20 protein-coding genes are annotated in these 16,362 nt (G+C 33.8%); 12 read left to right on the plus strand and 8 right to left on the minus strand.

Annotation, left to right across the window (positions count from 1 at the left end):
• From rlmH to ACFFGL_RS05160, 5 genes are all read left to right on the plus strand, one after another.
• Nucleotides 1-474, plus strand: coding sequence for a 23S rRNA (pseudouridine(1915)-N(3))-methyltransferase RlmH (gene rlmH, locus ACFFGL_RS05140; RefSeq protein ID WP_309728117.1), 474 nt, complete (start codon nucleotides 1-3; stop codon nucleotides 472-474).
• Nucleotides 475-495: 21 nt separating this feature from the next.
• The gene (locus tag ACFFGL_RS05145) at nucleotides 496-1,068 is read left to right on the plus strand and encodes a non-canonical purine NTP diphosphatase (protein ID WP_309728119.1); all 573 of its coding nucleotides are present in this window, start codon (nucleotides 496-498) and stop codon (nucleotides 1,066-1,068) included.
• 166 nt (nucleotides 1,069-1,234) lie between these two features.
• On the plus strand, nucleotides 1,235-3,019 hold the full coding sequence (locus tag ACFFGL_RS05150) for a DEAD/DEAH box helicase (RefSeq protein ID WP_309728255.1): 1,785 nt from the start codon (nucleotides 1,235-1,237) through the stop codon (nucleotides 3,017-3,019).
• An 85-nt stretch (nucleotides 3,020-3,104) separates the two neighbouring features.
• Nucleotides 3,105-3,884: a carboxypeptidase-like regulatory domain-containing protein gene (locus tag ACFFGL_RS05155; RefSeq protein WP_309728121.1), complete on the plus strand. Its 780-nt coding sequence runs from the start codon at nucleotides 3,105-3,107 to the stop codon at nucleotides 3,882-3,884.
• 40 nt (nucleotides 3,885-3,924) lie between these two features.
• Nucleotides 3,925-4,785 (plus strand): hypothetical protein, encoded by an 861-nt coding sequence (locus tag ACFFGL_RS05160; RefSeq protein WP_309728123.1) that lies wholly within the window; start codon nucleotides 3,925-3,927, stop codon nucleotides 4,783-4,785.
• Here ACFFGL_RS05160 and ACFFGL_RS05165 read toward each other — a convergent pair.
• Nucleotides 4,758-5,423, minus strand: a complete 666-nt coding sequence (locus tag ACFFGL_RS05165; RefSeq protein ID WP_309728125.1) for a TrmH family RNA methyltransferase — start codon at nucleotides 5,421-5,423, stop codon at nucleotides 4,758-4,760. The two genes, ACFFGL_RS05160 and ACFFGL_RS05165, sit on opposite strands and share 28 nt — an antisense overlap.
• A gap of 65 nt (nucleotides 5,424-5,488) precedes the next feature.
• Here ACFFGL_RS05165 and ACFFGL_RS05170 point away from each other — a divergent pair, with 65 nt between their 5' ends.
• Both ACFFGL_RS05170 and ACFFGL_RS05175 read left to right on the plus strand, forming a co-directional pair.
• Nucleotides 5,489-6,175, plus strand: a complete 687-nt coding sequence (locus ACFFGL_RS05170) for an SIR2 family NAD-dependent protein deacylase (RefSeq protein ID WP_309728127.1) — start codon at nucleotides 5,489-5,491, stop codon at nucleotides 6,173-6,175.
• Nucleotides 6,176-6,289: 114 nt separating this feature from the next.
• Nucleotides 6,290-6,811 (plus strand): hypothetical protein, encoded by a 522-nt coding sequence (locus ACFFGL_RS05175; protein ID WP_309728128.1) that lies wholly within the window; start codon nucleotides 6,290-6,292, stop codon nucleotides 6,809-6,811.
• Here the strand turns inward: ACFFGL_RS05175 and ACFFGL_RS05180 are convergent.
• Nucleotides 6,801-6,986, minus strand: coding sequence for a hypothetical protein (locus ACFFGL_RS05180; RefSeq protein ID WP_309728130.1), 186 nt, complete (start codon nucleotides 6,984-6,986; stop codon nucleotides 6,801-6,803). The genes ACFFGL_RS05175 and ACFFGL_RS05180 overlap by 11 nt on opposite strands.
• A 197-nt stretch (nucleotides 6,987-7,183) precedes the next feature.
• Between ACFFGL_RS05180 and purB the strand changes: the two genes are divergently transcribed.
• Both purB and ACFFGL_RS05190 read left to right on the plus strand, forming a co-directional pair.
• On the plus strand, nucleotides 7,184-8,518 hold the full coding sequence (purB, locus tag ACFFGL_RS05185; protein WP_309728132.1) for an adenylosuccinate lyase: 1,335 nt from the start codon (nucleotides 7,184-7,186) through the stop codon (nucleotides 8,516-8,518).
• Nucleotides 8,519-8,583: 65 nt separating this feature from the next.
• Nucleotides 8,584-9,147, plus strand: coding sequence for a pentapeptide repeat-containing protein (locus tag ACFFGL_RS05190; RefSeq protein ID WP_309728134.1), 564 nt, complete (start codon nucleotides 8,584-8,586; stop codon nucleotides 9,145-9,147).
• A gap of 1 nt (nucleotide 9,148) precedes the next feature.
• On the opposite strand, the gene ACFFGL_RS05195 is transcribed toward ACFFGL_RS05190, so the two are convergent.
• Both ACFFGL_RS05195 and ACFFGL_RS05200 read right to left on the minus strand, forming a co-directional pair.
• Nucleotides 9,149-10,321, minus strand: a complete 1,173-nt coding sequence (locus ACFFGL_RS05195) for a GlmU family protein (protein WP_309728136.1) — start codon at nucleotides 10,319-10,321, stop codon at nucleotides 9,149-9,151.
• Between the two features lie 78 nt (nucleotides 10,322-10,399).
• Nucleotides 10,400-10,855, minus strand: coding sequence for a nuclear transport factor 2 family protein (locus ACFFGL_RS05200; protein ID WP_309728138.1), 456 nt, complete (start codon nucleotides 10,853-10,855; stop codon nucleotides 10,400-10,402).
• 155 nt (nucleotides 10,856-11,010) lie between these two features.
• On the opposite strand from ACFFGL_RS05200, the gene panB reads away from it, so the two are divergent.
• The 3 genes from panB to ACFFGL_RS05215 are packed head-to-tail and all read left to right on the plus strand — an operon-like array spanning nucleotide 11,011 to nucleotide 12,907.
• Nucleotides 11,011-11,829 (plus strand): 3-methyl-2-oxobutanoate hydroxymethyltransferase, encoded by an 819-nt coding sequence (panB, locus tag ACFFGL_RS05205; RefSeq protein WP_309728139.1) that lies wholly within the window; start codon nucleotides 11,011-11,013, stop codon nucleotides 11,827-11,829.
• 10 nt (nucleotides 11,830-11,839) lie between these two features.
• Nucleotides 11,840-12,184 (plus strand): SdpI family protein, encoded by a 345-nt coding sequence (locus ACFFGL_RS05210; RefSeq protein ID WP_309728142.1) that lies wholly within the window; start codon nucleotides 11,840-11,842, stop codon nucleotides 12,182-12,184.
• A 9-nt stretch (nucleotides 12,185-12,193) separates the two neighbouring features.
• A complete protein-coding gene (locus ACFFGL_RS05215; RefSeq protein ID WP_309728144.1) occupies nucleotides 12,194-12,907 on the plus strand; it encodes an RluA family pseudouridine synthase in 714 nt (237 codons plus the stop codon).
• On the opposite strand, the gene ACFFGL_RS05220 is transcribed toward ACFFGL_RS05215, so the two are convergent.
• From ACFFGL_RS05220 to ACFFGL_RS05235, 4 genes are read right to left on the minus strand one after another with little or no spacing between them, the layout of a single operon-like run.
• Nucleotides 12,888-13,739, minus strand: coding sequence for a 5-oxoprolinase subunit C family protein (locus ACFFGL_RS05220; protein ID WP_309728146.1), 852 nt, complete (start codon nucleotides 13,737-13,739; stop codon nucleotides 12,888-12,890). The genes ACFFGL_RS05215 and ACFFGL_RS05220 overlap by 20 nt on opposite strands.
• A complete protein-coding gene (pxpB, locus tag ACFFGL_RS05225; RefSeq protein ID WP_309728147.1) occupies nucleotides 13,729-14,463 on the minus strand; it encodes a 5-oxoprolinase subunit PxpB in 735 nt (244 codons plus the stop codon). Before pxpB ends, ACFFGL_RS05220 begins: the two co-directional genes overlap by 11 nt.
• 3 nt (nucleotides 14,464-14,466) lie before the next feature.
• Entirely contained in the window at nucleotides 14,467-15,198 is a 732-nt protein-coding gene (gene pxpA / locus ACFFGL_RS05230; protein ID WP_309728149.1) for a 5-oxoprolinase subunit PxpA, read from the minus strand.
• 6 nt (nucleotides 15,199-15,204) lie between these two features.
• Entirely contained in the window at nucleotides 15,205-16,359 is a 1,155-nt protein-coding gene (locus tag ACFFGL_RS05235) for a DUF2891 domain-containing protein (protein ID WP_309728151.1), read from the minus strand.
• Between the last annotated feature and the right edge of the window lie 3 nt (nucleotides 16,360-16,362).

A 16,362-nucleotide genomic window follows, 5' to 3' on the forward strand; every position in this document is an offset into this window, starting at 1 on the left:
ATGACGATAAAATTACTCGCGGTCGGAAAAACCGATGACCCTAAATTAAAAGAACTTACAAACCAGTATGTGAAGCGACTAAAACACTATTGCAAGTTTGAATTCGAGGTAATTCCCGACATCAAAAAAAGTAAAAATTTAGACGAAAATCAGCAGAAAATAAAAGAAGGCGAATTAATTCTGAAAAAAATAACACCGGCAGATATTTTAGTGTTGCTCGATGAAAATGGAAAAAATTTCTCTTCGGAAGGATTTTCAAAATGGATTCAAAAAAAATTAAATACTGGAATGAAACAACTCATTTTTGTAATTGGTGGTCCGTATGGTTTTTCTGAAGAAGTTTATGAGCGGGCAAATCAAAAGATTGCACTTTCACAAATGACATTTTCCCACCAAATGGTCCGTTTATTTTTTACCGAACAATTGTACCGCGCTTTCACTATTTTAAAAAACGAACCTTATCATCACCGATAAACTATCATTTAAATTTTTCCTATGAAATTAGTATTTGCCACACATAATCAACATAAGTTTGAAGAAATTAAAAATTTAATTCCCAATTACATCGATTTACTTTCACTTTACGAAATCGGTTGTAACGAAGAAATTGATGAAACCGGAACCACAATCGACCAAAATGCGGTTATAAAAGCGCAATATGTAAATGATCATTATCAACTCAATTGTTTTGCAGACGACACCGGTTTAGAAGTAGACGAATTAAATAATGAACCCGGCGTTTATTCCGCTCGTTATGCGGGTGATGAAAAAAATAATGAAGCCAATATTCAAAAATTATTAAAAAATTTAGAAGGAAAAGAAAACCGAAAAGCACGCTTTAAAACGGTAATCGCGTTAACTATTAACGAGCAAGAAACCCTATTTACCGGAATTTGCGAAGGCACAATCACTACCGAAAAACGTGGCGAAAAAGGTTTTGGTTATGATCCCGTTTTTCAACCCAAAGGTTTCAATAAAACGTTTGCTGAAATGAGTCAAGAGGAAAAAAGTAAAATCAGTCACCGCGGAAAAGCGGTAAAACAATTGATAGACTACCTTTCAACATAAGTTATCTCTAGGCAAAACCCTAGAGCATTTTTTAAAAATAAATTTTTAATTTCAATGCAAATTTCGGGGTACAAAACCCTTTGGCGGCGCCAATAAAAATTAATACTTAATTATTTGTAGCAGAAGCTGTAAAGGAATGCGTACCTTTGCAGCTTATTTTATTTATATGAACAAATTTGAAGAATTAGGGCTTAATGCCGAAATTGTTAATGCCGTTAGGGATATGGGCTTTGAAGCCCCAAGTGAAGTACAGGAAAAAGCTATACCTGTTTTACTGGAACAAGAAACCGATTTAGTTGCTTTAGCACAAACCGGAACTGGAAAAACCGCAGCGTTCGGTTTTCCATTAATACAAAAAATTAATCCACAAAGTAAACAAACACAAGGACTTATCCTCTCACCAACGCGTGAACTTTGTTTACAGATTACCAATGAATTAAAAAACTACGCAAAATATATTCCACAACTTTCAACAGTTGCGGTTTATGGTGGCGCGAGTATTTCAGACCAAGAACGCCAAGTGAAACGTGGTGCACAAATTATTGTTGCAACGCCGGGAAGAATGAAAGATATGGTGGGTCGTAGAATGATCGATATTTCAAATATTGGCTATTGTGTGCTCGATGAAGCAGATGAAATGCTGAATATGGGTTTTTACGAAGATATAACTGAAATTTTATCGCATACACCTAAAGAAAAGAAAACATGGTTATTTAGCGCGACTATGCCGAAAGAGGTTGCTAGAATCGCTAAAAAATTCATGAAAGATCCGCAAGAAATTACGGTTGGATCTAAAAACGAAGGAGCTAAAAACGTATCGCACGAATATTATATAACTTCAGGAAGAGATCGTTATCAAGCTTTAAAACGCTTAGCCGACGCTAATCCTGATATTTTTTCAGTTATTTTCTGTAGAACAAAACGTGATACACAAAAAGTAGCAGAAAAATTAATTGAAGATGGTTACAACGCAGGCGCAATTCATGGCGATTTAAGTCAGAATCAGCGTGATTTAGTGATGAAAAGTTTCAGAAATCGTCAAATTCAAATGCTTGTCGCTACCGATGTTGCTGCACGTGGAATTGATGTAGATGATATTACTCACGTAATCAACTATCAATTACCAGACGAAATTGAAACTTATACGCACCGAAGCGGAAGAACCGGACGTGCTGGAAAAAGTGGTGTTTCCATGGTAATTGTTACCAAAAGTGAAGTCCGTAAAATTAAAAGTATCGAGCGTATTATAAACCAATCGTTCGAGCAAAAAGATATTCCGAGTGGTGATGAAATTTGCCAGGTGCAATTATTTCATTTAGCAAACGATATAAAAGAAACAAAAATAAATCACGAAATCGATCAATTTCTTCCACAATTAGAAGAGATTTTAAAAGATTTCAGCAAAGAGGAATTAATTAAAAAATTCTTTTCAGTAGAATTTACACGTTTTTACAATTATTATCAAAACGCTTCAGACCTTAATCAGAAAGTTTCAAGCAGAGATTATCGTGAAGGTGAAGAAACCGGCGATAGCGTTCGCTATTTTATAAACGTCGGTTCTAAAGATGATTTCGATTGGATGTCGCTAAAAGATTTCCTTAAAGAAGAATTAGATTTAGGCCGCGATAGTGTTTCACGCGTAGATGTAAAAGATAGTTTTTCTTTCTTTAACACCGATGCTTCAGAAACTGAAAAAGTACTTGCTAAATTTCAAGACTTTCAGCTTCAAGGTAGAAATATTAATGTTGAAATCACCAAGAACAGAGGCGGCGGTGGCGGTGGAAAACGCAAAAGCGGCAAAAAAGGTTTCGGCGGAAAAAGAAAAGATAAAAAGTTTGGTGGTAATGACCGAAATTCTGAACGTTCCCCAAGAAGAAGCAAACCTTCTGGCGGTAGTGGTGGTAGAAAAGCCAATATTAAAAGTTCTATTAATCGAAGAAAAAAGAAATAAATAAAAGCTTGTAGAATTTTAAGATCTACCGATCTAAATTCATTATAATTTTTTATTTTACAACTTTCATCGGAGATCGAGTTTTATGAAAAATTATGTTATCCTCATTTTCTTTAGCCTTTTCAGTACAATTTCTTTTGCACAGGAAGAAGAGGCTAAAGAAATTGAAAAAATCAAAGGAAAAGTGTTAGATGCCGCGAATGATATTCCATTGGAAAATGTAAATATCATCAACCTTAATGAGGTAAAAGGAACGGTTACCAATAAAGTAGGAGAATTTGAAATCAACGCTTCGGTAAACGACACCTTATATTTTTCTTACTTAGGCTACAAAACCATTGAAGTTCGCGTTACCAATGACTGGACTAAATATGGCGATGTTAAAATTAAAATGACAGAAATTGGGATCGCTCTACAAGAAGTTACCGTAAAGCCTTTAAAACTTACCGGATATTTAGAAATCGATGCGCGAAATATTCCTATTTATGAAAATGCTCGTTATAGTATCTCCGGTTTAGATTCTGGATACGAAGCCGGTGCAAATCAACCGGGAGCTTTTGCGAAAACGATGGAATCCATTTTTAATCCGGCAGATTTACTTTATAATCTGTTTGGAAATAAACCGAAGCAAATGCGAAAACTTCGGAAAATGAAAGAAGATGACGAGATTCGAAATTTACTTCAAGAAAAATTTAATCGCGAAACTTTAGCCGCACTTTTACAAGTAACCACCGTAGATATTGATGAAATTCTGCGGAAGTGTAATTATTCTGAAACTTTCATAAAAAACGCGAACGATTTGCAAATTTTAGATGCAATTAGCGGCTGTTACGAAGAATATCGCGTTTTAAAACAAAAAGATTAGAAAAAGGCATAAACTTTGATTTATTCAACTTAAAAAATTTATGCGCCTTCTTATTTCTTCTTTACTATTTTTTCTTTCACTTTCTACTTTTGCTCAATCGGTTACAAAACTTGCTGAACTTCCAAAAGATTTAGAAGAAATTAGCGGGATTGAGAAATTAACTAATTCTTCTCTCATTTGGGGAATTAACGATTCTGGAAACGAACCTATTGTTTATGGTTTTTCTGAAGAAGGAGAAATTGAACAAGAAGTGGAAATAGAAAATGCTGAAAATGTAGATTGGGAAGATCTAGCCACCGACTTTAATGGAACACTTTTTATTGGCGATTTTGGCAATAACGATAATAATAGAAAAAATTTAAGTATTTACATCGTTAAAAATTTTCTTCATCAAGGAGAGAAAGCAAAAGCCGAAAAAATAAATTTTACTTTTGAAGATCAAAAAAAGTTTCCTGCTAAAAAAGGAAACAGAAATTTCGGTTCTGAAGCCTTTATTTACAAAGACGGTTATTTATATATTTTCACAAAAAACAGAACAAAACATTCCGACGGAACGGTTAATTTATACAAAATTCCCGCCCAAGCCGGAACTTACCAAGCCAAAAAAATTGACACCTACAAAACCTGCGATAATAATCGCCACGGTTGTTGGATTACCGCTGCAAGTATTAATAAAGAAAATACGGAAATTCTGCTGCTAAGTGAAGAAAAAATTTGGCGAATAAAAGATTTTAAAAACGATCATTTTTTCAACGGAAATATTGAATCTTATACTATTGAAGGTAACCAAACCCAAAAAGAAAGTATTTGCTTTAAAAATGAAAATACCGCTTATTTAGCGGACGAAGAAAATGGCGATGAAGGGAGAAATCTTTACGAATTCACCTTTTCAGATAAATAACGATTCACGATTTTTTCGCTGCTTTTTATAGAATTTTTTGCCCATCGCAAAAGTGTATCATACAAATCATTTTCATTTAACTTCCAATCGATTTCGCTAGCTTTTAAACGCGCGGTTAAATCTTGTAAAATTATTGCTGCCGAAACCGAAATATTTAAACTTTCCGTAAAACCAACCATCGGAATTTTTAAAAATCCGTCGGCTTTTTCCATAAGTTCTTGACTTAAACCTTGTTTTTCGGTTCCAAAAAATAATGCTGAAGGTTGAGAAATATCAAAATCTTTTAATAAACAAGCATCGTTATGTGGAGTTGTGGCGATTATTCGATATCCTTTTTCTTTTAATGTACTTACGGTATCGTTTGCTGTATGATAACGATTAATATTTACCCATTTTTGCGCGCCCATTGCAATTTCACGATCAATCCGTTTTCGGTTTCGTTCTTCGGTAACGTGTAAATTTTGTATTCCAAAAACATCACAACTTCTAATGACAGCACTGGTATTGTGTAATTGGTAAACATCTTCAATTGCAACCGTAAAATGATTGGTTCGTTCGGCTATAATTCTTTCAAAAAGTTCTTTTCGCCGCGGCGTTAAATACGACTCTAAATATTCTAATAATGCGTAATCGTTCATAATGCGAAAGTAGAATTTTTCAATTAAAAAATTCCTATTAAATTTAGATTTTAAAACTTGAGCAAATGAAAAATATAGTAGTTCTAACCGGTGCCGGTGTAAGCCAAGAAAGCGGAATTAAAACCTTTCGAGATGATAATGGTTTATGGGAAGGTCACGATGTGATGGAAGTTGCCTCGCCGCAAGGTTGGGAAAATAATCAGGAATTAGTACTTGATTTTTACAATAAAAGAAGGCGACAATTAAAAGAAGTTGAACCCAATTTAGCGCATAAAGCTTTAGTAAAATTGGAAGAAAAATTTCACGTAGAAATTATTACGCAAAATGTAGATGATTTACACGAACGTGCCGGAAGTTCTAACGTAACGCATCTTCACGGCGAATTGTTTAAAGCGCAAAGCACGTTTGATCCAGATTTAGTTTTAGATTGGCGAGAGGATATAAAAAAAGGTGATTTCTGCGAGCATAACCATCAATTACGGCCGCACGTGGTTTGGTTTGGCGAGCAAGTCCCGATGTTAGAAGTGGCGGTAGAATTAGTTGAAAAAGCAGATTTGGTAATTATTATTGGAACCTCGATGCAAGTTTATCCTGCCGCGAGTTTAATGCATTACGCGCCAGAAAATTCGCCTATTTATTTTATTGACCCGAAACCTTCGGTTAATTCTTCAGACCGATTGCATGTTATTGCTGAAAAAGCTTCTACAGGTGTTGCTAAATTAGTTGAAAAATTAATGACGGAAAATGAGTAAACTATCATCTCGGGGCAAACCCACGAAGCATTCGTTAGAAACAAATTTTCAATTTCGAGGCAAGTCTCGAGATATTATGCTAATAAATCTGAAATTTTAAGAGAATTAGCGCAAATGAACCGCGATTCTAATAAACGGAAAGCTTATACTAAAAAATTGCTTCAAGACGAAAATGCGTTAGTTTTTCAATTTTCAATTATTTCCGAAAATAGTGATGATTTAGGGTCAAAAGCAGCTCGTGCTATTGAATTAGTTTGCAAAGAAAATCCGAATAAAATTTATGCTTATTTAGATAATATTTTAAAACTCGCAGAAAACGCTACTACAGATGCGGTAATTAGACCGTTAGCTAAAATTTTAGAACTTATGGCAATTGTTCATTCTTCATCAACAAATTCAATTCAATTAAAACCGAATGAAATAGAAAAAATAATTGCGATTTGTTTTGATTGGATGATTACCGAACAAAAAGTCGCTCCACAGGCTTACAGTATGCAAACGCTTTATTTACTCGGAAAAGAAGTGGATTGGGTTCACAAAGAATTAGCCATGATTTTACAGCAAAATTATGCATCAGGTTCTGCAGGTTACAAAGCCCGAAGCCGAAAAATATTAAAAAAAATTGCTAGTATTTGAACCAACGCTCAATTTCTCGATCTACTTCAGCGATAGGTATATCATTTTTATTAAACACTTTTTTGTCCTTACGCTTTAATTTTTCAACTAAAATTAAATGCTCTAATAACTCATTAATGGTAAAATGTTCGGGGAAATTTTTTAACTCCTCAGTTAAAGTCGCTTTACTAATCATCACTCAAAAATTAGAATAGAAAATTACGAAATTATTTCATTTGATTTTATAAAAAATTAAAAAAATGATTGTTAAATAGTTAGTCTTAAAATTTTCAATCTCAGCTTTAATAAAATAAAAATAAAAAAGAGCGACTATTTTAAATACTCTCTGTGAAATCTTATCTTTACCGCTTAATTTTTTAACCAAATACGATCATGAATCCGCTTCAAGCAATTTCACCAATAGATGGCAGGTATGCTTCTAAAACTAATAAACTTATCCAATTTTTTAGCGAAGAAGCTTTAATAAAATACCGTGTAAAAGTTGAAATAGAATATTTTATCGCTTTATGTGAACTTCCACTACCGCAACTTGCTAAAGTTGATAAAGCCATTTTTCCTCAGCTAAGAGAAATTTACACAAAGTTTGATGTGGAAGACGCGCAGGATGTAAAAGATATCGAGGCAGTTACTAATCATGACGTAAAAGCTGTTGAATATTTTATAAAAAAACGAATGGATGAGCTTGGTTTAAGCGAATCGAAAGAATTTATTCATTTCGGTTTAACTTCTCAAGATATTAATAATACGTCGGTTCCCTTAAGTTTAAAAGACGCGATTGAAGAAGTTTATTTTGCTGAACTTGATGCAGTAGTTGAAAAATTAAAAACCTTAGCAAACGACTGGAAAGATATTCCATTACTTGCTAGAACTCACGGACAACCCGCCTCTCCTACTCGATTAGGAAAAGAAATTGAAGTTTTTGTAGTTAGAATTGAAGAGCAATTAAATACCTTAAAACAAACCCCGACCGCTGCAAAATTTGGCGGCGCTACCGGAAACTTTAATGCACATAAAGTAGCGTATCCTGGAATTGATTGGAAATCATTCGGAACTCGTTTTGTAGAAAGTCTAGGGATGAAACACTCATTCCCAACCACGCAAATTGAACATTACGATTTTATGGCAGCAACTTTTGATGCACTCAAAAGAATCAATACCATTTTAATTGATTTAGATCGTGATATTTGGACCTACGTTTCGATGGATTATTTTAAGCAAAAAATAAAAAAAGGAGAAGTTGGTTCTTCGGCAATGCCGCATAAAGTAAATCCTATTGATTTTGAAAATAGCGAAGGAAATTTAGGAATCGCCAACGCGCTTTTCGAACATTTATCGGCTAAACTTCCGGTGAGTCGTTTACAACGTGATTTAACAGATAGTACTGTATTACGAACAATTGGAATGCCACTCGGTCATACCATTATCGCGTTAAAATCTACTTTAAAAGGCTTGAATAAATTATTGCTAAACGAAGAAAAACTAAACCAAGATCTCGAAAATAACTGGGCGGTTGTTGCTGAAGCTATTCAAACAATTTTACGTCGAGAAGCTTATCCAAATCCTTATGAAGCGTTGAAAGGTTTAACCCGAACTAACGAAAAAATAAACGCAAAAAGTATCGCTGAATTTATTGAAACTCTAGAAGTTTCAGAAGATATTAAAAACGAATTAAAAGCAATTACCCCACAAAATTATACAGGAATTTAATTCTGAACTAAAAATTTTATAAAAACCTCGGAATTGATTTAATTTCGGGGTTTTACTTTTTTATTATGAAATTTTATCAAGACGAAGACTTTAAAAATATAGATTTCTCGAAAGAGAACGAAATTGCTGAATATGAGCACTGCAATTTCTACAATTGTACCTTCAACAATAAAAATCTTTCAGGTTATAACTTTACAGAATGTAATTTTTTTACGTGCGATTTCAGTTCTGCAAATTTAAAAAATTGCAGTTTAAATGCTATTTACTTTGAAGAATGCAAATTATTAGGTTTGCGTTTCGATTTCTGTAATCCTTTTTTATTTCGTGTAAACTTTAAAAATTGTCAACTAGATTTTTCTTCATTTTTTCAATGCAAACTAAAGAAAATAAGTTTTAAGGATTGTCAGTTAAAAGAAGTTGATTTTACCGAGGCAGCATTAGAAGGAAGCAATTTTGAAAACGCGGTTTTAACCAATGCAACTTTTGAAAGAACAAATTTAGCTAAATGCGATTTTAAAACTGCTCAAAACTTTAATATAAATCCTGAAAATAATAATCTAAAAGGAGCCCGTTTTTCTAAAGAAAATCTAAGCGGACTCCTGTTAAATTTTAAATTAGTTATTGAATAACTTAACTTCTCCTAAACTTACTCGTTTCTTCAAAAACGTGTTCTAGAATTGCTTTATCTTCTTCTGAAAATTCTATGGAACGACGCTCCATCACTTTTTCAGCAACTTCAAAAGCTTTGTTTGTTTTGTAAGTTGTAGTTCCGCTGCTTCCGCCCCAACTAAAACTAGGTATAAAATTTCTTGGAAAACCGGCGCCAAAAATATTAGCACTTACGCCAACCACAGTTCCGGTATTAAACATCGTGTTAATGCCACATTTGGAATGATCGCCCATCATTAAACCACAAAATTGCAATCCGGTACGCGCAAACCCTTCGGTTTCATAATCCCACAAACGGACTTCGGCATAATTATTTTTTAGGTTAGAATTATTACTATCGGCGCCAATATTGCACCATTCGCCTAACACAGAATTTCCTAAAAAACCATCGTGACCTTTATTGGAATAGCCAAAAATAACCGAATTATTCACTTCGCCACCAACTTTGCTGTGAGGTCCAACTGTGGTTGGTCCGTAGATTTTGGCACCCATTTTTAAAGTAGCATTATCACAAAGTGCAAATGGACCGCGAACGCTGCAAGCTTCCATAATTTCTGCATCTTTCCCAATATAAATCGGTCCGTTGCTGGCGTTTAACGAAGCGATGGTTAATTTTGCGCCTTCTTCTACAAAAATTTGCTCTTTATTTACGCAATAAACCGATTCAGGAATTTCAGCGGAAGTTCTTCCTTCGGTTAAAATTTCAAAATCTGCTGTGATGGCTTCTCCATTTTTCGCGAAAATATCCCACGTATGTTCAATAAATAGCGGTGTTTCTTTTACAGAAACTTGCTCTAAACTTTCTAAATCTATTTCTTGCTCTTCAGCGGTTTTAAAAGCGATGTATTTATCTTGAAAAACTAAAACCTGACTTGGGTGAAGTTCTTCAATCTGTTTAATTAAACTTTTTGAAGGACAAAAGGAAGCGTTAATCATTACGTTTTCTTCCATTTCTACCATCGGCCATTTTTCAGCTAAATAATCTTCAGTTACCGTGGTGGTAGTTGAATCTAAAAATTTTTCCCATTTTTCGCGAATGGTTAAAATTCCAACGCGAATATCTGCCACTGGTCTTGTAAAGGTAAAAGGTAATAATTGATTGCGGACCGAACCGTCAAAAAGTATATAATTCATCTGTAATTTTTTAAGCGAATGTAATAAAAGTACGTGATAATCTAACGTGGAATATTTCCAGCCTTATTGCAAAATCAATTATTCTTGGCAAGCATTTTTTCTTCTGGTATCAACTATAGAAATTATTTTCCAATCATTTTCGGTTTTTACCAACTGAAAATTATTTACGCCGCAATGGCTTAATTCACCATTCAAATAAAATTCATAAGGCGTCCAAACATTTGCTAAATTTCCATCGGTATTTATTTCATATGAAAGTAAACGTTCTTCAAAAATAAGGTTTGACGGAATGTTTTTTATTGATTTTAAAAAATCCGCATATTTTTCAGTAGTAATTTTAAGTTCTCCATTTTCATCAGTTGAAATAGATTTTAATTGAAGTTCATCTAGCGCTAACGAACGAAGTTTACTCGTATCCTGCTCATGAAAAGCTTCAAAAAAAGTTTTAATAGTTTCTTTAGGATTCGTGTAATTCTCTTGTGCAGAAAGCATTAAAGAACTACTACATAACAATAAAAGAAGTATTTTCTTCATCGCGTTAATCTTTTGATGTTCGTTTACTAATTTAGTATTTTTACTCGATAATCGAGCTTAAAATTTATCGGAGCTTGTCTTCGAATTAAAATTTTATAATAAATGACTTGCTTAGGTTTTAGAAAGTCATTTAGAGCAATAAAAAATTAAGAAAAATGTCAGTTGCAAAAAAACAATATAAACGCGTTACCGTAAAATCATTAGTCGATATGAAAGCTAATGGCGAAAAAATATCGATGCTTACCGCCTACGATTATACAATGGCTCAAATTGTAGATGGAGCGGGAATTGATGTGATTTTGGTAGGCGATTCTGCTTCTAATGTTATGGCTGGTCACGAAACGACGTTGCCAATTACATTAGACCAAATGATTTATCACGCCTCGTCGGTAGTTCGCGCAATTAACCGCTCGTTAGTGGTGGTAGATTTACCTTTTGGAAGTTACCAAAGTGACCCAAAAGAAGCGCTTCGTTCTTCAATTAGAATTATGAAAGAAAGTGGAGGTCACGCGGTGAAAATGGAAGGCGGAAAAGAAATTAAAGAATCGATTAAACGAATTTTAAAAGCGGGAATTCCCGTAATGGGACATTTAGGGTTAACTCCGCAATCGATCTACAAATTCGGAACGTATACGGTTCGTGCAAAAGAAGAGGAAGAAGCGATTAAACTGAAAGAAGACGCTAAAATGTTAGAGCGTATTGGTTGCTTCGCACTTGTTTTAGAGAAAGTTCCTGCGGCGTTAGCCAAAGAGGTTGCCGAAAGTATTTCAATTCCCGTAATTGGTATTGGTGCCGGAAATGGCGTTGACGGACAAGTTTTGGTTGTTCACGATATGATTGGAATGACGCACGAATTTAATCCACGTTTTTTACGTCGCTATCTAGATTTACATAAAGAAATGACCGATGCTTTCAAGCGTTATAATGACGATGTAAAATCGGGTGATTTTCCTAACGAAAATGAGCAGTATTAAATTTCAGTAAATGAATTTAGATTTTTTGCTTGGTCCTCTATTTTTATCGGGTGTAGTTTTCGCAGTCGTGGGATTTATTATGTATAAATTTCCACCGAAAGAAATAAATTCGTTATATGGCTACCGAACTAGAAAATCGATGGAATCACAAGAAAAATGGGATTTTTCACAACGTTATTCCGCAGTTTTAATGATAAAAGTAGGATTGATTTTTTGCGGAATTTCTTTACTAAAGATCTTTATAGAGCTTTCTATGGAAACCATATTAATCGCAGAGATTTTTATTCTTTTACTAGGCGTGGGACTTTTACTTTATTTAACTGAAAAAGCGATTAAAGATAAATTCGGAAAATAATTTTCACTTTTGGCAACGAAACAACATTCACATAAAAATAATTTACAAGTTATATACGAAGACAATCATTTAATCGTCGTAAATAAACGCGCCGGCGATATTGTACAAGGCGATAAAACTGGCGACAAACCGTTGAGTGAAGTTGTAAAAACCTACATAAAAGAAAAAGATAACAAACCCGGAAATGTCTATTTAGGCGTCGTTCATCGTTTAGACAGACCAACTAGCGGAATTGTTTTATTTGCGAAAACTTCGAAAGCTTTACCGCGTTTAAATAAATTATTTGCTGAAAAGAAAACCGAAAAAACCTATTGGGCGCTGGTAAAAAATGAACCTCCTAAAAAACAAGATACGCTAATACATTACCTAAAACGGAATCAAAAACAAAACAAATCGTACGCACATAAAAATGAAGTTCCGGGCAGTAAAAAAGGAATTCTTCATTACAAAATTATTCAGCAACTGGAGCGCTATTTTTTGTTGGAAATTCAGTTAGAAACCGGTCGACATCATCAAATTAGAAGTCAATTATCAGCGATTGGTTGCCCCATTAAAGGCGATTTAAAATATGGTTTCGATCGTAGTAATAAAGATGCGAGCATTCATTTACACGCTAGAAAATTAAGCTTAATTCATCCGGTAAAAAAAGAAGAAATTTCGTTTACAGCGCCAACACCCGATGAAGTTTTATGGAATGCTTGCGCTACAAATCGATCAACTTAAATTTCAATTTATCACCCTGTTTTTTTTGCGCTAATTTATTAATACTATCTTCTGAAAGTTGAAAAATTCTGGGATAACCGCCTGTAGTTTGGCAATCGCGCATTAAAATAATTAAGTTTCCCGACGGTGTAAATTGAACCGTTCCCGGCAAAACCGGTTGCGTTAAAATCGGTTTTAGATCATTTTCAAAAGTTTCTTCTAATTGATACGCCATTCGGCTGTTATTTTTAGAAATCGAAAATTCTTTTCTGAACAAATTTAGTTTTAATATTTCTGAAAGTTGCTCAAATTCAGGTCCGGCAAAAACTTCAATTTCATCATTAAAATAATTTTCATTAAACTTTATATGGGCGTGTTTTTTTTCATCAGAAGAATTAAAAGGATGATAAGAAATTTCATCTCCTTTTTTAATTTTAGAAGAATTTGTAATTGGTGCATACATACTTTTGCTTCCTAATTTTTCTTCTGAATCAAAACCGCCTTTTACCGCTAAATATAAGCGCGCTCCTTTTAATATTTGTTGAATATGAAGCTGATCTCCTTTTCTTACTTCTAATATTTTATTTAAGCTTATTTTATCATCGTTTAACTTTACTGAAGCTGCTAAACCTGTAATGGAAATTTGTGTAGCTTGTGTAAATTCTAATTTTGGTCCCATTAGCGTGATTTCTATTAGCGCTTCATTTTCTGAATTTCCCAGTAAAAGATTGGCAATTTTGGCTGAATATAAATCCATCGCGCCACTTTTAGGAACGCCGAATTTCGCAAAACCCATTCTACCTCGATCTTGAATTGTACTGAATAATCCCGGTTGAAGAATTTTAATACTCATAAATTTCCGTTTGAAATTGGTAAGAATTGTTTCCGACTTCCTTTTTTATCTCCTCATATTCTTTTAGTGAAATCGACTCAAATTTTAATTTATCGCCCCCTTGAAATGGACTCGGATTTTTCTTAGAAGCATCAAAAAAACACAGCGGAGAATTCCCGATAATTTGCCAACCGCCGGCAGAATTTTGCGGGTAAATTCCGGTCTGTTTTTCACCAATTCCAACAGCTCCTTTTTTAACGTCTAAACGCGGTGATTTTTTCCGTGAAATATAGAGCTCTTTTTGCAGCCCGCCGAGGTATAAAAATCCGGGTAAAAAGCCAGTAAAAAAAACGGTGTAATTTGGTTGTGTATGAAGTGCTATAATCTGAGAAATTTCAAGGTGATTTTTGTTACTTATTTCTTTTAAATCCATTCCGAATTTTACATCATAACAAACTGGAATTGTAAATTGATTAACCTTTAGCATATTTGAAATTTCAACATCTTTTAAAAGGCTTTTTAAGCTTGAAATTTCATCATAGAGGTTTTTTATAGTAAAAGTATAATTTATTAATAATGAATTATATGTATTAATTACCTCAACTTTTTCTTTAAGCCAATTTTGTTGAATGATTTTCTTGTACTGAAGGATAAATTTGAGTAAGTTTTCATCAATAATTTCATCCCAAGTTATTAAAATAGCTTGTTTATTAAAAGCTTTAAACGTCGGATTTTTATAACTCATCTCCTACTGAATCTGAATATTATTTTCTTCTAATTTTACCCTCAAAAACTTTAAAATATCTACTGAATTTTGAGTGTCGCTATGAACGCAAATCGTATCGAAATTTGCAGTTAAAATATCACCATTTTTTAGATGAATTTTTCCTTCAGAAATCATTGAAAAAACGTGCTTAAAAATAGCCTTTTTTTCGTGTAGAACAGCGTCGTCTTTTTTTCTAGAAACAAGGCTGAAATCTGCCTCGTAATTTCTATCTGCAAAACCTTCGGTCCACGTTTTTAATTTTCCTTCGGCTAACTTTTTTATGATAGATTTTGGCGGTACAAAAAGGATTAAACTTTTATCTATTTCTTGAACCACATCAATCACAAGTTGCGCTTTTTCTTCATCTTTTACAATATCATTATATAATGCACCGTGTGGTTTTACGTGATGTAATTTTGTGCCGTTTTCTTCTGTATAATTTTTAACTCGTAGAATTTGAGTTTTAAGCGTACTTTTTAATTCTTCAGAATTTATATCTAAGGAAACTCTTCCAAAATTTTCTTGATCGGGATAAGAAGGGTGTGCGCCAATATTTACTTGGTATTTTAAGGCAAGCTTTACCGCTTCATTTACACTATTATTATTTCCAAAATGACCGCCACAAGCAATATTACAAGACGAGATGAGCGGCATTAGCTGGTGGTCGAATTTCCCACCTTCAGCTAAGTCACAATTCAAATCGATACGATTCATAAAGTTTTATTTTTTTCGCTGTTGCAAACTGTAAAGCGCAAAAGTCCCAAGCCAGTGACCACCTTCATAACTGTCGTTCACTAAACTCGGGAAAGAATAACTAACGTGTTTATCGCCTAGCTTTTGGAGATGTTTAAAATCTTCATATTTATTGGCAAGGTTATAAAAAACCCAAGCACGACTGTAATTTAAACCATCTAAATGCACTAATTTTCCATCTTTTCTATCAGAAACTTCCGCGACTTCAAGATTAAAATCCGGATTCGTTAGTTGAGGCATAAAATCTTTTAACCACATTTTAAAAGTAGTTTCAGAAAGTATACGCTGCATAATATCGATTTCTTCTAAACAAGGTGAAAGAAAATCGAAACCGCCGGGTTCCCAAGAAATTGGGCAATTATCGTCGTCTAAATAAAAATCTTTTGCGCGTTTCGAGATAAGATCGATTAATTTTTGATTTTCTGTGGCTGTTGCATAATCATACGCAAACGTTAATCCGAATGCTGTATTTTCGTGTTCTCCCACACGAATTGGATAATTTAATTTTGGCAGAAAATCTGTATAATTTTTAACAATTACATTGGTTAACGCCTGTAAATTTTTATCGAGTTCTTTGCCTAACGGCGTTTCCCACGTATGAATTTCTTGCGCGAGTTTTAAAAGCCAAGCCCAACCATAGGTTCGTTCAAAAGTGTTGTTATGTTCTTTCTGAAAATAATTAACTTCTTGCTGAATATTTTTAGCTGAAAGGCTTTCTTTAAGCGCTTTTTTAATTTCTTCCGCTTTATCTAAATTGGGAAATTGTTTTAGTAAACTTACAAGTGACCAATGTGCGTGAACCGCAGAATGCCAATCGAAACAACCGTAAAATGCAGGGTGAAGTTCTTTGGGCGATTTCAATTCTTCTTCCGAAGTTAAAGTTTGTCCTAATTTGTTCGGAAACTGGTTATTGATACAACTTAAGGGAAGTTCTACTAATTTATTTGCTTCTTCTTTAGTAAGAATTACTGGCTCAACATCCATTACTTTTTCTGAAATTTTATCAACTATACTGGTGTCCTGTTTTGGTACATCTCCAGTAGTTTTTTCCAGTTCTTTACTTTCGTTGTTTTTACAACTTACTAAACCAATTATCGCTAAGGTGAATATAATTTTTTTCATAGT

The sequence above is a fragment of the Mesonia maritima genome (assembly GCF_042433895.1).
Lineage (GTDB): Bacteria > Bacteroidota > Bacteroidia > Flavobacteriales > Flavobacteriaceae > Mesonia > Mesonia maritima.

Bases quoted from the DNA above. Each gene is read 5' to 3' on its own strand.
- purB (WP_309728132.1), top strand. From the start codon at position 7,184: ATGAATCCGCTTCAAGCAATTTCACCAATAGATGGCAGGTATGCTTCT.
- ACFFGL_RS05190 (WP_309728134.1), top strand. From the start codon at position 8,584: ATGAAATTTTATCAAGACGAAGACTTTAAAAATATAGATTTCTCGAAA.
- pxpA (WP_309728149.1), bottom strand. From the start codon at position 15,198: ATGAATCGTATCGATTTGAATTGTGACTTAGCTGAAGGTGGGAAATTC.
- ACFFGL_RS05195 (WP_309728136.1), bottom strand. From the start codon at position 10,321: ATGAATTATATACTTTTTGACGGTTCGGTCCGCAATCAATTATTACCT.
- ACFFGL_RS05180 (WP_309728130.1), bottom strand. From the start codon at position 6,986: ATGATTAGTAAAGCGACTTTAACTGAGGAGTTAAAAAATTTCCCCGAA.
- ACFFGL_RS05155 (WP_309728121.1), top strand. From the start codon at position 3,105: ATGAAAAATTATGTTATCCTCATTTTCTTTAGCCTTTTCAGTACAATT.
- panB (WP_309728139.1), top strand. From the start codon at position 11,011: ATGTCAGTTGCAAAAAAACAATATAAACGCGTTACCGTAAAATCATTA.
- ACFFGL_RS05235 (WP_309728151.1), bottom strand. From the start codon at position 16,359: ATGAAAAAAATTATATTCACCTTAGCGATAATTGGTTTAGTAAGTTGT.
- ACFFGL_RS05175 (WP_309728128.1), top strand. From the start codon at position 6,290: ATGAACCGCGATTCTAATAAACGGAAAGCTTATACTAAAAAATTGCTT.
- ACFFGL_RS05220 (WP_309728146.1), bottom strand. From the start codon at position 13,739: ATGAGTATTAAAATTCTTCAACCGGGATTATTCAGTACAATTCAAGAT.
- pxpB (WP_309728147.1), bottom strand. From the start codon at position 14,463: ATGAGTTATAAAAATCCGACGTTTAAAGCTTTTAATAAACAAGCTATT.
- ACFFGL_RS05170 (WP_309728127.1), top strand. From the start codon at position 5,489: ATGAAAAATATAGTAGTTCTAACCGGTGCCGGTGTAAGCCAAGAAAGC.
- rlmH (WP_309728117.1), top strand. From the start codon at position 1: ATGACGATAAAATTACTCGCGGTCGGAAAAACCGATGACCCTAAATTA.
- ACFFGL_RS05150 (WP_309728255.1), top strand. From the start codon at position 1,235: ATGAACAAATTTGAAGAATTAGGGCTTAATGCCGAAATTGTTAATGCC.
- ACFFGL_RS05165 (WP_309728125.1), bottom strand. From the start codon at position 5,423: ATGAACGATTACGCATTATTAGAATATTTAGAGTCGTATTTAACGCCG.
- ACFFGL_RS05210 (WP_309728142.1), top strand. From the start codon at position 11,840: ATGAATTTAGATTTTTTGCTTGGTCCTCTATTTTTATCGGGTGTAGTT.
- ACFFGL_RS05200 (WP_309728138.1), bottom strand. From the start codon at position 10,855: ATGAAGAAAATACTTCTTTTATTGTTATGTAGTAGTTCTTTAATGCTT.
- ACFFGL_RS05160 (WP_309728123.1), top strand. From the start codon at position 3,925: ATGCGCCTTCTTATTTCTTCTTTACTATTTTTTCTTTCACTTTCTACT.
- ACFFGL_RS05145 (WP_309728119.1), top strand. From the start codon at position 496: ATGAAATTAGTATTTGCCACACATAATCAACATAAGTTTGAAGAAATT.